Annotated in this window: 17 protein-coding genes; 5 read left to right on the forward strand and 12 right to left on the reverse strand. The window is 70.5% G+C overall.

The features are described 5' to 3' along the window. Positions 1–373: 373 nt before the first annotated feature. From LXT21_RS30705 to LXT21_RS30720, 4 genes are read right to left on the reverse strand one after another with little or no spacing between them, the layout of a single operon-like run. Entirely contained in the window at positions 374–1621 is a 1248-nt protein-coding gene (locus tag LXT21_RS30705; RefSeq protein ID WP_254041760.1) for an MlaD family protein, read from the reverse strand. Continuing rightward, the gene (locus tag LXT21_RS30710; protein ID WP_254041761.1) at positions 1618–2439 is read right to left on the reverse strand and encodes an ABC transporter ATP-binding protein; all 822 of its coding nucleotides are present in this window, start codon (positions 2437–2439) and stop codon (positions 1618–1620) included. Before LXT21_RS30710 ends, LXT21_RS30705 begins: the two co-directional genes overlap by 4 nt. A 6-nt stretch (positions 2440–2445) precedes the next feature. Next, positions 2446–3258, reverse strand: coding sequence for an MlaE family ABC transporter permease (locus LXT21_RS30715; RefSeq protein ID WP_254041762.1), 813 nt, complete (start codon positions 3256–3258; stop codon positions 2446–2448). Next, entirely contained in the window at positions 3255–3758 is a 504-nt protein-coding gene (locus LXT21_RS30720) for a hypothetical protein (RefSeq protein ID WP_254041763.1), read from the reverse strand. The genes LXT21_RS30715 and LXT21_RS30720 overlap by 4 nt, the downstream gene beginning before the upstream one ends. A gap of 329 nt (positions 3759–4087) precedes the next feature. On the opposite strand from LXT21_RS30720, the gene LXT21_RS30725 reads away from it, so the two are divergent. Next, on the forward strand, positions 4088–4477 hold the full coding sequence (locus LXT21_RS30725) for a DUF3488 domain-containing protein (RefSeq protein ID WP_254041764.1): 390 nt from the start codon (positions 4088–4090) through the stop codon (positions 4475–4477). A gap of 4 nt (positions 4478–4481) precedes the next feature. On the opposite strand, the gene recF is transcribed toward LXT21_RS30725, so the two are convergent. After that, complete coding sequence (gene recF / locus LXT21_RS30730) at positions 4482–5621, reverse strand: DNA replication/repair protein RecF (protein ID WP_254041765.1); 1140 nt, start codon at positions 5619–5621, stop codon at positions 4482–4484. Between the two features lie 51 nt (positions 5622–5672). Continuing rightward, entirely contained in the window at positions 5673–7634 is a 1962-nt protein-coding gene (locus LXT21_RS30735) for a sensor histidine kinase (RefSeq protein WP_254041766.1), read from the reverse strand. 179 nt (positions 7635–7813) lie between these two features. On the opposite strand from LXT21_RS30735, the gene LXT21_RS30740 reads away from it, so the two are divergent. Beyond that, positions 7814–8926 (forward strand): DNA alkylation repair protein, encoded by a 1113-nt coding sequence (locus tag LXT21_RS30740; protein ID WP_254041767.1) that lies wholly within the window; start codon positions 7814–7816, stop codon positions 8924–8926. Between the two features lie 12 nt (positions 8927–8938). Here LXT21_RS30740 and LXT21_RS30745 read toward each other — a convergent pair whose 3' ends face one another. Beyond that, on the reverse strand, positions 8939–9229 hold the full coding sequence (locus LXT21_RS30745; RefSeq protein ID WP_254041768.1) for a hypothetical protein: 291 nt from the start codon (positions 9227–9229) through the stop codon (positions 8939–8941). 59 nt (positions 9230–9288) lie between these two features. Between LXT21_RS30745 and LXT21_RS30750 the strand changes: the two genes are divergently transcribed. Next, a complete protein-coding gene (locus LXT21_RS30750) occupies positions 9289–9981 on the forward strand; it encodes a DUF1990 family protein (protein ID WP_254041769.1) in 693 nt (230 codons plus the stop codon). Further along, on the forward strand, positions 9974–11236 hold the full coding sequence (locus LXT21_RS30755; RefSeq protein ID WP_254041770.1) for a DUF1990 family protein: 1263 nt from the start codon (positions 9974–9976) through the stop codon (positions 11234–11236). Before LXT21_RS30750 ends, LXT21_RS30755 begins: the two co-directional genes overlap by 8 nt. 155 nt (positions 11237–11391) lie before the next feature. Here the strand turns inward: LXT21_RS30755 and LXT21_RS30760 are convergent, their stop codons facing one another. Beyond that, on the reverse strand, positions 11392–12600 hold the full coding sequence (locus LXT21_RS30760) for a hypothetical protein (protein WP_254041771.1): 1209 nt from the start codon (positions 12598–12600) through the stop codon (positions 11392–11394). Positions 12601–12892: 292 nt separating this feature from the next. Further along, positions 12893–13999, reverse strand: coding sequence for a DNA polymerase III subunit beta (dnaN, locus tag LXT21_RS30765; protein WP_254041772.1), 1107 nt, complete (start codon positions 13997–13999; stop codon positions 12893–12895). Positions 14000–14268: 269 nt separating this feature from the next. Between dnaN and LXT21_RS30770 the strand changes: the two genes are divergently transcribed. Beyond that, positions 14269–14769, forward strand: a complete 501-nt coding sequence (locus LXT21_RS30770) for a DUF6748 domain-containing protein (RefSeq protein ID WP_254041773.1) — start codon at positions 14269–14271, stop codon at positions 14767–14769. Positions 14770–14772: 3 nt separating this feature from the next. Here LXT21_RS30770 and LXT21_RS30775 read toward each other — a convergent pair whose 3' ends face one another. The 3 genes from LXT21_RS30775 to LXT21_RS30785 are packed head-to-tail and all read right to left on the reverse strand — an operon-like array spanning position 14773 to position 16669. Then, positions 14773–15384 (reverse strand): peptidase, encoded by a 612-nt coding sequence (locus LXT21_RS30775; protein ID WP_254041774.1) that lies wholly within the window; start codon positions 15382–15384, stop codon positions 14773–14775. After that, positions 15384–16187, reverse strand: coding sequence for an ActD-like protein (locus tag LXT21_RS30780; RefSeq protein ID WP_254041775.1), 804 nt, complete (start codon positions 16185–16187; stop codon positions 15384–15386). The genes LXT21_RS30775 and LXT21_RS30780 overlap by 1 nt, the downstream gene beginning before the upstream one ends. After that, positions 16184–16669: an RNA polymerase sigma factor gene (locus tag LXT21_RS30785; RefSeq protein ID WP_046710437.1), complete on the reverse strand. Its 486-nt coding sequence runs from the start codon at positions 16667–16669 to the stop codon at positions 16184–16186. Before LXT21_RS30785 ends, LXT21_RS30780 begins: the two co-directional genes overlap by 4 nt. Positions 16670–16690: the final 21 nt, after the last annotated feature.

The raw sequence follows: 16690 nt of genomic DNA on the forward strand, positions 1-16690 counted from the left end.
CGAGACCTCCACGTCCGGGTGGCACCGCGACACGAAGGGCATGGGGAAATTCACGGCGGGAAGCACGTCTTCCTCCTGGCGCTCGGATGGCCATTCCCACGGCGGACGGACGTTGGGGCAGGGCCCACTCCGCCGTGAACGCAGTCACGAGCACCAAGATAGAGACATTGAAAACCCAGACAACCCCCGACCCTGGTACAAAGCCCGTCATGCCGCGGACTGCGGGTCCATGTCTCGACAGACGCGGGGACGGTGACAACCCGCCGGGTGTCCTCACAGGGACAACCAGACACGGCCCGTACCTTGAAACATCTGGCGGCAAGCAGCCCCCGGGCGCATCACCCCGAGGGCTCGCCTCCGTGTCGGACCTCGCTCACTCCGCGGCGGTCGCCGGAGTCGTCGGCGCGGGCGGCGTCACCGACTCCCCCACCGTGACGGAGGCAGGCGGCCGGGTCTCACCCGCGGGCGAGGCGGGCGCCTCGGCCTTGGGCTCCACGCGCTTCACCTTGCCCACCTGCTCCAAATCCTCGCGGTTGTTCAGCGAGAAGCGCACCAGCGCGCGGAGGATGCGGTTGCGCTTCACGTTGCCCAGCACCTCGCGCAAATCCTCGTACACCGTGGGGTCGCTGATGAGCCCACCCACCGTGCCCTCGCCCTTCGCCACCGTCGCGGTGATTTGCTTCAGGTCCGCCGCCGCGCTGCCCAGGTCCGCGAACATCCCGCTCGCGTCCCCGTACACCAGCTGGTGCACCGCCCCATTCGGGCTCTTCTTCGCGTCCTCAATCAGCCCCGCCAGCTGCCCCGCCGCCTCGCCCAGCTCGCGCAGCGCCGTGGCGCCCTCGTTGCCGTAGATGAGCGCGTGCGCCGTGCCGTCGCCCGTGCGCACCTCGCGCAAGAGCGCCTCCACGTGCCCCACCGCGCCATCCACCCGCTTCGCCGCGCTCGACGCGTTCGCCATCATCGTGCGCACCTCGCGCCCCGCCTCCTTGTCGTAGATGAGCGCGTGCAACACCCCGTCCCCGTTCTGCACCTGCTCCAGCACCGCCCTCAGCGACGCCATGCCTCGCTGCACGTCGCTGGCGAGCCTGGGGTCCCCGTACGCATCCACCGTCTTGAGCAGCGACTTGCTGATGGCCACCGAGTTGTCCATCACCTCGCTCGCGCCGCTGAGCAGCTTGGACAAGTCCCCGCCCGTCGACGACGCCAGCACCCCGTCCGGCTCCATCGGGGGCGCCGCGGGCGTGCCCAGCGAGATGTCCACCGCCTTGTCCCCGAGCACCCCCATGCTGCTCAGCTGCGCCATCGAGTCCTTCTTCACGCGGTCCGCGTACCTCGCGGACACCTGCAGCTGGACCTCCAGCTTCGGGTCGTCGGGGTCCTGGGAGAAGTAGATGCCCGTCACCTTCCCGACCTCCAGGCCGCCCAACCACACCGGGGACTGGTCGTTCAGGCCCTGCACGTTGGCGAAGTACGCGCGGTACGTCACCTTGCTCTGGAACAGCCGCGACTCCTGGCCGATGAAGAACACCACCACGCCCGCCACCGCCAGGCCCATGGCCACGAACATCCCGGCCTTCAGCGCCAGCCGCTTCTCGCCCGACGTCGACGTGAACAGGCTCATGACGCCCCTCCCGGCTCCAGCTCCACCCGCCGCGCGTCCAGGAACGCCCGCACCTCCGGCACCCTCGAGCGTCGGAACTCGTCCGGCGTCCCCACCTGGACGATGCGCCTGTTGGCCAGCATCGCCATCCGGTCCCCCACCGCGAACGCGCTCACCAGGTCGTGCGTCACGACGATGGAGGTGCTGCCGAGCTTGGTCTTCATCGAGTTGATCATCGCGTTGATGGACTGCGTGGTGACCGGGTCCAACCCCGTGGTGGGCTCGTCCCAGAGGATGACTTCCGGATTCGTGGCGATGGCCCGCGCCAACCCCACCCGCTTCTTCATGCCGCCCGACAGGTCCGCCGGCATCAGCCGCTCCGTGCCCGGCAGGTTCACCAGCTCCAGCTTCTCCGCCACCCGGTCGCGCACCTCGGACAGCGGCATGTCCGGGTAGTGCTCCCGCAGGGGATACGCCACGTTCTCCCCCACGCTCAGCGAGTCGAACAGCGCCGCGCCCTGGAACACCATGGCCACGTGCCGCCGCACCGGGATGAACTCCCCTTCCGAGAACCCCGTCACGTCCCGGCCCTGAAAGAGGATGTGTCCGGCGTCCGGCCGCTGCAGCCCGATGAGGCACTTGAGCAGCACGCTCTTGCCCGTGCCCGAGCCCCCCAACACCACCAGCGTCTCCCCCGCGCGCACGTCCAGCTCCAGGTCGTCGTAGACGCGCTTGGGGCCGAAGGACTTCTGCAAGTGCTGGAAGTGGATGAGCTGCTCACCCGGCGTGGGCTGCTGGAACTCGAACGTCGGTGCTTCCTTGCGAGGGGCGAAGGGCATGGCACGTCACAGGTACAGCGTCACCTTGGTGATGAAGAAGTCGGCCAGACACACCGCCACGGAGGTAATCGCCACCGTCTGCGTGGTGGCGCGTCCCACGCCCTCCGTGCCGCCCTCCACCGTCAGCCCCTTGAAGCAGCCCACCAGGCCGATGATGAAGCCGAACACCGCGCCCTTGAACACCCCGGACACGAAGTCCTGCATGAACACCGCGTCCAGCGCGCCCTGGAAGAACAAGTCGAAGGAGATGGCGTACTGCGTGTTCACCACCACCGCGCCCGCCACCAGCCCCACCACGTCCGCGAACACCGTGAGCACCGGCATCACCAGCAGGCACGCCAGCACGCGCGGCACCACCAGCTTGCGCAGCGGGTCCGCCCCCAGCGCGCGGATGGCGTCCACCTGCTCCGTCACCGTCATGGCGCCCAGCTCCGCCGCCATGCCGCTGCCCAGCCGCGCGCCCACCGTGAGCGCCGTCAGCACCGGCGCCAGCTCGCGGAACAGCGTGAGGATGACCACGCGCCCCACCGTGTACTGCACCCCGAAGCGCGCCAGGAAGTAACCGAACTGCAACGAGATGACGAGCCCGGCGAACATCGCCGTCAGCAGCGCGATGGGCAGCGAGCGCACCCCCAGCGACTCGATGTGGAAGATGAGCGTCTTGAAGTCGAACGGGGGCCGCACCACGCGCTGGAGCACCTGCCCCGTCATCACCGTCATCGCGCCCAGCGACTCCAGCCGCTCCTTCGCCTTGTCCCAGAGCCCGGGGCTCGGGGTCGACACGTGCTCGTCCGCGTCCGCTTCCGTCGAGGCGTTCATCCGACGTGCTCCGACTCGAAGCCCGCCAGGAGCGCGTCGAAGTCCGCCATGCGCTCCATCGCCAGCCCCGGCGGCGCCACGTAGGAGAAGTCGAACACGCAGTTGTCCTTCTTGAGCACCACCAGCTCCAGCTCCACCGGCACGCCGTCCATCTTCGCCAGGTAGCGGCTGCGCAAGGCCTCGCGCCCGTCCATGGCGACCACGCTCGTGGCCACCTCCTGGCGCTCGGTGAAGCCCATCAACAGATGGCGGGTGAGCACCGGGAGCGGCGGGTCGTCATGCCCCTCACACGTGGCGTTGATGGAGAGCGCGCGGCCGGTGCCCTCCTCGGCGAAGGCCAGGTCGTTGCCGTCCAGCCACACCCGGCGCCAGTGCTTGGGCAGCTCACCCACGCGGTAGCGCACGTCCGGCTTGGACAACACGGAGTCCTCGAAGCTCACGCGGCGGCAGCCCACGCAGGAGGCAAGAAGCAACACGAGCAGCAGCGTCATCCTCGGCATGGCACCGTTCTTCGCGGCATCTACGTCCGGCCCTTGCGGGCAAGTCATGCGACAGCCCAGCCGTCGCTGCAAGAAATTCCGTGTACTGGAACGCCCACGACCTCGCCCTTTCTCCCACCCCTGGATGGTGGGTACCGGACACTGAACCTCGCGGGTTGCACGAAGAGGTGCGTGATACCGGAACACTGCCGTGGCATTCCCTCCCTGGAAAAGGGGGCTGGCCCGTCCGCCCCGTCCTCGGACAATCACGCCCGGCTCCGGGCGGGGGCAGTGTCTGGGAGGAACACCCGTTCGCAGGTTCCAGGTGTCACCCCTCGGAAGGAGGTCCCATGGACGGCGGACTCGCGGTGTTCGGCTTCGGCGTCTTCCTACTCTCCATCGCCGGCCTGTTCGACCGCACGGCGTACGGCATGGTGGCCGCCCTGCTGGTGCTCTCGGTCGTCGCCATGGGGATGGCCTTCAGCGAATCGAAGCGGCTGCGCGACTGGGCGGCGGGGTTCAGCATCGCGCTGTTCCTGCTGGGCATCGTCGCGCTGGTGAGCGGCACCGTGTGGTGGCTCACGCTGGGGACCTTCCTGTTCGCCGCGGCCTTCGGCGTGCTGTGGGCGGAGTTCCGGTTCAGCGTCTTCGGCAACGTGCGACAACAGGACTTGCCCGTGCATCACGCGCGGCGGATGAACGTGCACTGGCCCTGGCACCGGCGTCGCTCGGTGCACTGAGCCGTCAGCCGGCCGGGGGCGCGGTCTGTTCCCGCAGCGTCACCGTGCCCGAGTGCACGGAGAGCCACAGCGTGTCCTCGGCCGCGGCGCCCCTCACCAGCGAGCCATCCGTGGTGGACAGGAAGACCTGCGCGCCGCTCCTCGCCAGGTAGTCCATCAGGTAGGCGTTGCGCTCCGGGTCCAGCTCGCTCGACACGTCGTCGAGCATCAGCAGTGGCAGGAAGCCCGTGCAGGACTCCAGGTTCTCGATTTCAGCAATCTTCCAGCCGAGCACCAGCGCGCGCTGCTGCCCCTGGCTCGCGTAGGCCCGGGCGCTGCGGCCCCCCAGCGTCACCGACACATCGTCCGAGTGCGGCCCCACCGAGGTGAAGCCCCGGTCCAGATCCCGCCGCATCCGGGCCGTCAGGGCTTCGCGCAGGGACGCGGCCAGCGCGGGCTCGTCCGCCGTGGCGAAGTCACCCGCCAGGTGCGCCGGGTGATAGCCATACACGGCCGGGTCCACCGTGCGACCAATCGAGGCGAAGGTCGCCTGCGCGCGCGGCGCCAGCTCCGCCATCAGCGCGCGCCTCCGCGAGTAGATGCGCGCGCCGGCCCTGGCGAGCGTCTCGTCGTAGGCGTCCAGGTAGGCGGGGTCCACCGCGCCGCCCTCGCGCAGCAGGCGGTTGCGGTTCTTCAGCGCGCGCGCGTACTCGCGGCTCTCGCGCAGGTACGCGGGGAAGCGGTTGAACACGGCGCGGTCCAGGAAGGCCCGCCGTGAGTCCGGCCCACCCTTCACGACCTCCAGGTCATCCGGGGTGAAGGCCACCACGGAGACGCCGCCGAAGTACTCCTCCAGGCTCGCGGCCTTCTTGCCGTCCACGAAGGCCTGCCGGGTGCCGCCGCCCACCTCCACGGAGATTTCGCGCTCGGCCCCCTTGAGCAGGAAGCGGCCGGACACGCGGGCCGTCTGGGTGCCCCAGCGCACGAGCTCCGACAGCCGGCCGGCGCGCAGCGGCTTGAGCGTGGCGAGGAAGTACAGCGCCTCCAGCAGGTTCGTCTTGCCCTGCCCGTTCTGCCCCACCGCGATGGTGGCGTGGGCACTCGGGGTGAGCGACACCTGCGCGAGATTGCGGAAGTCCTGGACGTGGAGTGCGAGGAGGCGCACGGCGCCCCCCGTATACCCGCGTTGGGACCGACAAGGGAGGTTATCTCGCGCTCAAGACGCCAGGTCCGTGGCGGCCACGTCGAGGGGCCTCTCGGGCGCGAGCGGGAGCTCCACGATGAAGGTGGAGCCCTGTCCCGGGTGGCTGTCCACGCGGATGACGCCCCGCATGGCCTCCACCAGCGTGCGCGCGACATACAACCCCAGGCCCAGGCCGCCGTAGTTGCGCTCGGACACCGCGCGCTCGAACTTGTGGAAGATGCGCGCCTGGGCATCCAGGCTGATGCCGATGCCCTCGTCGCGCACGCTCAGGCGCGCGAGCCCCACGTCCTGCTCCACGCGCAACAACACGGGCCGCCCCGCGCCGTACTTCAGCGCGTTGGACACCAGGTTGGTGACCACCTGCTCCAGCCGCATCCGGTCCCACATCCCCACCGCGGGCGGCCCGCCCTCCAGCTCCACCTGACACTCCGCGCGCTCGGCCTCCGGCTGGAAGCGCACCACCACCTCCTGCACCAGCGCGCGCAGGTCCACCGGCTCCAGCTCCAATCGCAGCCGTCCCGTGCCGATGCGCGACACGTCCAACAGGCCGTTGACCAGGTCCGCCAGCCGCATCACCTGACGAATCATCCCCTGCACCTCGCGGCCGTGGCGCAGCGCCCAGGCGGAGTCCGGGTCGGAGAGCGTCGCGCGCGCGAAGGCCTGCAGCCGCAGGCTCAACACCGTCAGCGGCGTCTTCAGCTCGTGGCTCGCCACGGAGAGGAACTCGTCCCGCGCGCGGATGGCCTCCTGCAGCCGCTGCTCCACCGTCTTCAGCCGGGTGATGTCCAGGAAGGGCAGCAGCGTCACCGCCGGGTGGCCATGCATCGCGGGCAACATCTCCGAGGAGATGCTCAGCACCCGCTCGCCCACCTCCGTGTGCCACACCGCCTCCATGCCCTCCAGCTTCTCGCCCCGCGCCGCGCGCGAGGACGGCAGCTCGTCTGCGGTGAACCTGCGCCCCTGCAGGTCCGTGACGTGGAACAAGGCGCCGTACTCCGACGCGGGCACCCGCGTGGGGATGTGCTGGCCATGCAGCCGGTCCGCCGCCGCGTTGGAGAAGACGAGGTTGCCCGTGCCCGGCTCCGCCATCACCACCGGCATGGGCATGGAGTCCAGCACCGCCTCCAACCACCGCTGCTGGTTCTCCACCGCGTGCCGGGCGAGCACCTGCTCGGTCACCTCGAAGGCGAACGTCACCAGCCCATCCACGCGCCCCCGCTCGTCGCGCAAAGGCTCGTAGAGCATGTTCCAGTAGCGCGTCTCCACCTGGCCCTGGCCCGCATAGTCGATGGCCAGCGGGTACTCGTGCGCCGCCACCGGCTCGCCCGTCTCCAGCACGCCCAGGTACAGGCTCACCAGCTCCGGGGAGATGTCTGGAATCGCCTCCAGCAGCGCGCGGCCCACCAGCGCGCGCCCGCCCATCAGCTTCTGGAGCAGCGGGTTGGCGAACTCGAACCGCAGCTCCGGGCCGCGCAGGAGGTTGATGGCGACGGGGGACTGCGTGAGCAGCTGGTAGAGCCGACCGCGCTCGAGCTGCTCCGCCTCGCGCGCGGCCAGCTCCGCCGTCACGTCCTTGTAGGCCAGGGCGATGTGGCGCACCTCGCCTCCGGACGCGGTCAGCGGGAAACACGTACACGCGATGGCGATGCGGTGCGCGTCCTTCACCTCGATGTGCCGCAATTCCTTCACGTCGTACCAGACGACCGGCGTCTGCACCGTCTCACCCGCGAAGGCCCGGCGCAGCAGGACATCCAATCCCAGCTTCGCGACCAGCTCGTCGCGAAAGAGGCTGTACTCGGGCGGCGGCACCGAGCCGAACATCGCCCGGTACGCCGGGTTGCTCAGCCGGCAGCGGCCCTCCACGTCGAAGATGGCGTAGGGCACGGGCGAGTGGAGGAACAAGCCCTCCAGCAGCGCCAGCGGGTCCGTCACGAAGGAGAGCTGTTCTCGCAGCGCGGGCTCGAATGGGCGCACGACGCCCTCCACACCGGCCGTACGGCCCGTCTGCTTGCGCTGCTTCCCACCCCGAGAGCCGTGGCCTTTGCGTGTCGGCACGGCCCATACGACTAGCAGAAGACTGTCATTCCTGGCAGCGCGGAAAGGTAGGACACGTCTTGTGGGCCACGTCCTGACAGGGTTTGTTGGAACCCATCATGGCGGAGCCACTCAAGACCTTCTTCGACGCGCGACTGGTGGAGCGGCTGGGCACCTCGCTGCACCGCGTGCACCCCTCCTTCCCCCTCGACACGTTCCTGCGCGAGGCCCGAGCGGGCCTGGAGGCACACGAGCTGGTGGGCCGGGCCCGGCACCTGTGTCTGGCCATGCGGCGCTCGCTGCCTGAAGACTATCCGAAGGCAGTGCAGGTGCTGTTGCGCTCGCTGGGGCCGGTGCGGGAGGTGGACCGGGTGGGAGGCATGGAGGTCTTCTTCTACCTGCCCCACACCACCTTCGTGGCGGAGTATGGGTTGGGGCACTTCGAGGAGTCCATGAAGGCGCAGCACGCGCTCACCCAGCGCTTCACCGCGGAGTTCTCCATCCGGCCGTTCCTGGAGAAGCACCCCGAGAAGACGCTGGCGCGGCTCGCCGAATGGGCCTCGGATTCGAACGTGCACGTACGGCGGCTCGTCTCCGAGGGCACGCGGCCGAGGCTGCCGTGGGGCTCCCGCCTGCGGGCCTTCCAGCAGGACCCGACGCCGGTGCTCGGGCTGTTGGAGCTGCTCAAGGACGACCCGGAGCTGTACGTGCGCAGGTCGGTGGCCAACAACCTCAACGACATCGGCAAGGACCACCCGGACGTGCTGGTGAAGGTGGCCAAGAAGTGGATGAAGGACGCCACGCCGGAGCGCGAGTGGCTGGTGCGTCACGCGCTGCGCTTCGCCATCAAGCGCGGCGAGCCCTCCGCGCTGGAGGTGGTGGGCGCGGGCAAGCCCTCCGGCATCGAGGTGCGCGCCACGCAGCTGCCCAAGCGCGCGAAGCTGGGCGGCGCCATGGACGTGCGCTTCGTGGTGGCCAACCGCTCCCGGAAGGAGCAGTCGCTGGTGGTGGACCTGGCGGTGCACTTCTTCAAGTCCCGGGGCGAGGCGCCCCAGCCCAAGGTCTTCAAGGTGCGCGAGCTGGTGCTCGGCGCGGGCCAGGAGGAGGAGGTGGGCAAGCGCGTGTCGCTGGCGCAGCTGTCCACGCGCCGCCACTACGCCGGGCCGCACCGCATGGACGTGCGCGTCAACGGCGTGGACCTGCCGCTGGGGACGGTGGACGTGGTGGAGTGATTCGGCGGGCCTTCAGCGCGAGCCGAGCAGCTTCACCAGCTTGTTGTAGACGCCCATCACCAAGAGGGGTGACACCCACGAGCCGATGAAGCGCGCGGGCTGCGTGCGGCCCGCCAGCTCCAGGCCCAGGGACACGCCCATCGAGCAGAGGCTGGCGAACAGGAAGACGTGTGAGGGCACCTTGGCCGTCTGCTGTTCAATCAGGCGGGTGAACGAGCCGTCGGCGTGTTCTGCGCGCACGACGGGCGGTGCCTCGTAGTCGTGCTTCGAGGCCTCGCTCGCTGGGTTGACGTCCAGGCTCATGCTCCCTCCCCTGGCGGCCGGTCAGGCCCGCCCATGCCCCGCACGGGCGAGGAGGCCCCATGCCTCCCGTCGTGGCGGTCCCCATCATGGTGGGACCGGACCTGGCGAAGGGCGAGAGGGTGAACCACACACCAGACACGACAGAGGGCGAGGCGGGCGACCTCCAGCTCCCGGAAGCGGGCGCGGGGCCGCTGCTGCAACGCGACTACTGGGCGGTCATCCGCCAATGCCATCACCGGCCGTCGGACCTGGTGGACTGGGTGGCCCGGCGCTTCCCGGAGCTGGCGCCGGACGAGTTGTGTGTCTTCGAGCGGGAGGGCCCCTCGCGCGAGGGGCAGCCGCTGGAGTTGGGGGAGCACCTCACGGTGCACATCCAGGGCGCGGGGACGTTCGGCGTGCGCGTCATCCACAAGGACCGGCAGAGCCTGACGCTCGCCACGCTGCCGGGGCACCCGGAGGCCGGGCGCATCACCTTCGGCGCGTACCGCAACGAGTACGGGGACGTGCTCTTCCACATCCGCAGCCGGGCGCGCTCCGGCTCGCCCTTCCACTACTGGGGCTTCGTGGCGGGGGGCGAGGCGATGCAGACCAACACCTGGACGGAGTTCGTGCTGCGCGTGGCGGTGTCCACGGGCGAGGGCGTGGTGGGTGTCATCCACGCGGAGACGGCGGAGCTGGAAGACGAGCCCCAGGGGGGCGACGTGACGGCGGGTCCCACGTTCCTCGCGCGAGGAGACGAAGCCGATGATTGAGTGGCGATGGCTCTCGGGTTGGACGGACGAGGAGCTGGCTCCGAGGCTGGAGGCGGCGCGGGCGCTCTCGCGCAACTTCGAGGCGGCGTCGGGGGAGATGACGCTGGAGGGCGGATGGAACCAGGTGCACTCGGTGGCCTCGTTGGGCCGCGAGGCGCCGGGATTGCCGGTGGCGGATGGGCTCTTCGCGCGCGCGAAGGGGGTGCTGGAGACGTTCGACTTCTCGGACCCGCGCATCGTGCGCTGGCACTTCAACGCGGACTCGCCGCTGCATGGGCGCACGGTGCTGCTGGAGCTCAAGTCGCTGGCGCAGCGGCTGCGCTTCCTGTGCGCCGCGCGCGTGGGGGATACGCGCGAGGAGCATGGGGAGACGTGCAGCGTGTTCGGCTTCAGCTTCGAGACGCTGGGGGGCCACATCGAGGAGGGGCGCGAGTGGTTCCTCCTGCGCAAGAGTCACGAGACGGGCGAGGTGCGCTTCCACATCGAGGCGGCGTGGCGGCCCGGGCGGTTCCCCACCTGGTGGAGCCGGGTGGGCTTCACGGTGGTGGGGCGGCGGTATCAGCGCGCGTGGCATCGGCTGACGCATGCGCGTCTGCGCGCGTTGACGTGGCATCACCCGGAGCTCGCGGGGCGGCCCGCGGAGCACGGCAAGGTGGACCACTCCGGCCATGAGCTGGAGGAGTTGGGGCCGGTGCGCTTCTTCGCGCAGCGGGCACCGGGGCGACTGAAGTCACAACTCGAAGAGGAGGTGGAAGCCGTGCAACGAGGACACTGGTTGACGCCCGTCGGGCTGGGAGTGATGGCGGGGATGCGGAGCATGAGCGCGCCGGCGCTGGTGAGCCATCGGCTGGCGGAGTCTCCGGAGCCGAGGACGGACCCGCTGTCCGTCGCGCTGTCGAAACCCTGGGTGCCTCGGGTGTTGGAGGTGCTGACGCTCGGGGAGCTGGTGGGGGACAAGCTGCCGACGACGCCCGCACGCGTGAAGCTGGTGCCGATGACGGGCCGCATCTTCATGGGCGCGGTGGCCGCGGCGACGTCGGCGTCGGGGCAGACGCGAAGGCGCGTGGTGCTCGCGGCGGCGCTGGGTGGGCTCGCGGCGGCGGCGTCGACGTGGACGTTCTATTCGCTGCGCAAGCTGGCCACGACCCGGTTCCGCGTGCCGAGCATGGCGGCGGCGTTCGCCGAGGATGCGCTGGTGGCGGCCATCGCGTCGCGGTTGATGCCGCTGGTGTCCCATCGCCCCGCGGAGGCATGACGGACCGGGCCTCTCGCCTTCATCGCGGGAGGCCCATGCACGCGGGGGCCGCGCATGGGGCCTCGCGCAACGACGAGCACGTCGCGGCGTGGCGTGCGCCTCGCGATGCGCTGAGCGTGCGTCCTCAGACAGGTCCGACGCGTCGGGGCATCCGCTCAGCCCTGGCGCGTGGCCGCGTGCCTCGCGGCCTGGACCAGCGCGGGCAGGTCCTTCATGTCCCGCACGTCGCGCCCTGGCTCCTCGGAGGCACGGGGTGACGCGCGCGATGGCGAGAACAGTCGGGCCGGGGTCTGCTCCGTGCCACGGAGGATGACGAACAGGCGCAAGGCATCGCGCAGTCGCTCCACGTCCGTGCCGCTCTCGTCACGTGCTCGCCGCGCCGCGCTCCACAGCCGCGTCCACGCGGCCTCCTCGTTCCACGCGCCCGTGGGGCGCTCGTGGGACAGTGACGCCAGCTCCGCGGCCAGCTCGAACAGACCCGCGCGTCCCTCGTCGAAGGACTCCCCCGCGCCGAGCTTCGCCTCGCCTCCCGAAGCGGCCTCGCGCGCGGCAATCCACGGCAGCAGCGCGGGCACCTCTGGCTCCAGTGGCAACACGGGCGCAAGGCGCGCCTCCAGCAACGCGCGCAACCTCGCCCGCGCCACGCCGTGCCAGAAGGCCGCGTGCAGCACCAGCTCCGGCCCGCTCCGAGGCGCATGCAGCGGCGTACGCGAGGCCCGGCGCGACAGGAACTCCTTCACCCGCCCGCTGGTGTCGAAGTGCTCCAGCCGCGCCCACAGCGCGCCCAGCGCGGACTCCGCGAGTGGCAGGGCGCGACGCAGCTCATCCGCCTCCGCCTCGCTGAAGGGCAGGGCCCCCGGCTGCGAGGGCCGCTTGAACACGCGCTCGAACACCTCGGCCGCGGCGCACGCGGCGCGCAGCTCCGGGAGGTTGCGTGGCAACAGCTCGATGGCCCGTGCCCACGTGCGTCGGCCGAGCAGCGGCCCCGCCTCCAGCACCACCTCCTCGAGCCCCAGCAACATCTCGCCCAGCGACGACGCGCGCTCCGCCTCCGGCAGTCGCTTCCGGGCCACCTGCTGCACGGCGTCCCGCAGCCGCGTCACCTCGGCCATCAACTTCATGGGCGCGGCGTCGCGCGGCCAGCTCTCGGCGGTGGCGCGACGCTGGAGCGCGGCGAGCGTGGCGTCGACTTCGGGCTGCACCTGGGCCACCTCGCGAAGCAGCTCGAAGTGCGCGCGCACCCGGTCCTTCCAGAAGAAGGCATCCAACATGCCGCGCAGGGCGACGTAGCGCAGGCGCGTGGCCTCCAGGAGGTCCGCGCGGTCCTCCAGTCGTGCGCGCAGGTTGTCCGGGTGCGTGGCCACGGCCTCACTATAAAAGCGCGCCCCGCATCCCGCAGGCCCCCGGCCCCGCTCTCCTCGGAGAGCGTGCACGATGTGTCACCTGGGACCTCGCCCTGCCCTCCTGAGCGCACACCCCGCGCGGTCCCCGTCCAGAATGAGGCATCACGCGAGCCGCGCGGGGACCCGGACTCCACGACCAGGCGAGCGCGGAGCCGTCCCCTCTTCTTCGCGCCCACGAAAAAGCCCATGCGGTCCGGCCTCGGAGGCTCGGAGACGCATGGGCTCGCACGGCGACACGCCGGCCTTGGCCGACTCAGACGCGCATCGGCATGACCACCGCGGTGAACGTGCGGTCCCCCGGCGCGTGCAGCACGCCCGGGCTGTGCTCGTCACCCAGCTCGAAGCTCACCTCGTCCGTGTCCGTCACCGCGAGCACGTCCATCAGGTAGCGCGCGTTGAAGCCCACCGTGATGTCCTTGCCCTGGTACGCCAGCTCCACCTCGTCGCGCGCCTCGCCCAGGTCCGGGTTGCTCGCGGTGATGATGAGCTTGTTCTCCGCCAGCCCGATTCGCACCGCGTTGCTCTTGTCCGCGGACAACAGCGCGATGCGCTTGAGCCCCTCCAGCAGCCTGACCTTGGGCACGAGGACGACCTTCTCGCCCTCCTTCGGAATCACCCGCTGGTACTCGGGGAACTGCCCGTCGATGAGCCGCATCACCATCGTCAGGCCCGGCTTCTTGAAGAGCGCCGAGTTCTCCGCGAACCCCAGGTGGCACTCCGCGTCCGGCGCCTCGTCCAACAGGCGCTTGAGCTCCATCAGCCCCTTGCGCGGGATGATGACGCCGCTCTTGAGCTTGAAGTCCCCCGTCAGCTCCCGCTCGATGAGCGACAGCCGGTGACCGTCCGTGGCCACCATGCGGACCTTGCCGTGGGTCTGGGGCTCGAAGAAGACGCCGTTCAGGATGTAGCGCGTCTCATCGCTGGAGATGGCGAACTGGGTCTTCTTGATCATCTCCAGGAGGGTGTTGCCGCCCACCTGCACCAGCGGGGCGTTCTCCTCCTTGGGCAGCTTGGGGTACTCCTCCGCCGCCATGCCGACAATCTTGAAGTGGGCCGAACCACTGGCGATGTCCACGTAGTTGTTCGCCAGCTTCTTGAGCGTCACCTGCGCGTCCGGCAGGTTCTGCACGATGTCGAAGACGTACTTGGCGCTCAGCGTGACGGCGCCCGTCTTGATGACCTCGGCGGGGTGCTCGGACACGATGCCGATGTCCAGGTCGAACGCGGTGACGGTGATGCCGCCCTTCGTCGCGTTGACGAGCACGTTGGCCAGGATGGGCATCGTCGTCTTGCGCTCCACGATGCCCTGGGCGCGGTAGAGGGCCTTCTTCAGCTCGTCGGCGGCGATGCGGAATTCCATCGGAGGGCGTCCTTGAATCCCGGCCCCCCGGAGGGGGCCGATCAGGGGGGTCGATGTAGCCCGTGAGTACGAGCGGGTCAACGCGACAAAACAGTGCGAATCCCGCCGTCAGGACGTCAACTCACCCCCATCAGCCACCCTACCCGCGCTGTACGGGCATTCAGCCACGGACAGTCCAATTGACCGCCAGTCAGCCGGGTGAACGGGAGACTGGCCCAATCGCCGGGGGCGATGGACACTAGGTGCCTTCCCGCCTTCCGGAGCTTCCCATGAACGTCCGCCCGCTGTTGCTCGCCGCCCTCGCGCTGGGCTTCGCCGCTGGATGCAGCAAGCCGTCCGCCTCCTCGTCGTCGGCCGCGGGCGAGCCCGGTACGCCCTCCTCGGGCGACACCCGCCCGGCCGCCGAGAACGCCGCCCCCGACAATGACCGCAGCGGCACCCCCGTCGCCCCGCCGCCCTCCTCCGGCAACGGCGGCGAGGCCAAGGCGGGTGAGAGCGCCGTCTACATCGTCACGGACAGCGGCATCCGGTGCATCGCCCCGCCCTGCCCCTCGTACAACGCGGTGCTGGCGGACAAGCCGGGCATGGACGCGATTCCCGTCCACGAGCTGGACCTGACGGCGGTGACGGGCGGCAACGAGCAGCAGATGGAGTCGCTCATGCAGCAGACCACCAGCGGCGGCCTGCGCATCCGCGCCACGCTGGAGACGCGCGCCAAGGCGGGGCCCGCGGGCGACGCCACGGTGCTGCGCGCCAGCAAGGTGGAGTAGCCGTCAGAAGTGCAGACCCAGCTGGAGGCCGGGCCAGTGCTGCAAGCGCTTGTCGGCCTTCGGGTGGCTCTCGCTCACGGAGATGCGCGTCACCGACGCGAAGTCCGGCTGTCCCCACACGAGCCACGCGTTGTACGTGGGGCCGACGAACACCGCGAAGCGCGGCATCACCTGGACGCCCAGCATCAAGCGAAGCTGGCCCAGCACGTTGCCGCCGTCGCCCTCGAGCGGCTTCTGCACCGGCTGCACCGCGCCGCCCGTCACGTCCAGGTCCAACCAGAAGCGGTGCGACAGCACGATGTGCCCGCCCACGCCCAGGCCGAAGTTGAAGCGGGCCTCGTCGCGGCTGCCCGGTTCGATGCCCGCGAGCAGCGTCAGGTAGAAGGGGCCACCACCCAGCTTCACCGCGAGGTTGGCGAGCTGGATGTCGCTCGACCACAGCTCCATGTGGACGTTGCCCTTGCGCAGCCCGCGGCGGCCCGGCTCCGGGTTGGGGTCCGCCGACTGCGCGAACGCACCTTCACCCTCCTCCATCGCGAGGGGACGCGCCGCCCGGACCTCGGCGACCGCCACCCCCGCCCACAGCCACAGTGCGAGAAGGGCTCGGGGATTCATCACTCCTTCTTTTGAAGCGTGAAGGACACCTGCGTCAAGCCCTCGGGCAACATGAGCGACGAGGTGTCGGCCCCGGCCGACACCGCCAGCCGCCGGGCCGCCTCCACCACCGGCTCCACCGCGAAGGGCGCGTCCGAGGTGACCAGGAAGAAGCGCTCGAAGCGCGGCGCGTCGTCCAGCTCGTAGGCCCCTGGCAGCCGCTGTGTGCCGGAGGGGGACAACGTGGCGGCCTGGGCCCCGTGCTCGGGCGCGTGCAGCGTGACGGAGCCCCGCCCGTCCACGGAGAGGATGACGCCGTGCGCCTGTCCCGCCGCGACGTACGCCAGCTGCACCACGTCCCCCGGCGCCGCGCGCGCGCCGTCCGGGAGCATCTCGTCCGCCTGCCCCCGCTGACGGTGCACCTCCAGCTTCGGCTTCAGGCCCTTGGAGCGCGTGGTCTCCGTGTCCCACCCGGCCACCGGCGCGTCCACGCCGTCCGCGGGCCGCGACGACGGCTTCACCACCATGAACAGCGCGAGCGCCGCCAGCACGGGCACCATGCCCAACGCCGGCGTCAGCCAGGCGGGACGGGACGCAGGGCGCTCGGCGCCTCGGCGAAATCGCGCATCCACCTCGCGGGCCACACGCTCGGCGGGGAGCCGCGCCAGGGTGGCGCGCGTGTCGGCCTCCAGCGCGGCCAGGCGCGCGCGCCCCTCGGGCTCCGCTTCGAGCCGCGCTCGCGCGGCGGCCAGTTCGTCGGGGGGCAGCTCACCCAACAGGATTCGCTCCAGCAGCCAGTCCGGGGTGCGTTGGGGGGAAGTCATGCGGCCTCCAGCTCGAGCTCCTGCAACACGGACGTCAGCGCGCGCAGGCGCTTGCGCACACCGGACACGGACAGGCCCACCTCGCGCGCCGTCTCCTCCAGCGTCATCCCATCCACCAGGTGCAGCACCGCGATGTCGCGGCTGGACGCGGGCACCCGTCCGAACAACCGGTCCAGCATGCCCCGCGCGCTCGCCCGCGACTCGGTGTCGTCCGCGGAGGCGATCTGCAGCACCAGCTCGTCCTCGCGGTCCTCCGGACGGCGCCGGGCGCCGCGCAGGCGGTTGAGGCACACGGTGGTGGAGATGCGGTGCAGCAGGCTGGAGGGAGCGGCGTCCTTCAGCGCCCCCTGATAGCGCAAGAGCTGCACGAACACGTCGTGCATGGCGTCCACGGCCTTCTCCTCGTCACGCAGGAGGAAGCGGCAGCGCCGGAGCACCTGGGGGCCGTAGCGGCGGTAGTAGGCCTCCACATCGATAGACACCGGCTCGCGCCTCCCTCGTTC

Origin of the sequence: Myxococcus guangdongensis (assembly GCF_024198255.1) — a bacterium.
In the GTDB taxonomy this organism is placed as follows: domain Bacteria; phylum Myxococcota; class Myxococcia; order Myxococcales; family Myxococcaceae; genus Myxococcus; species Myxococcus guangdongensis.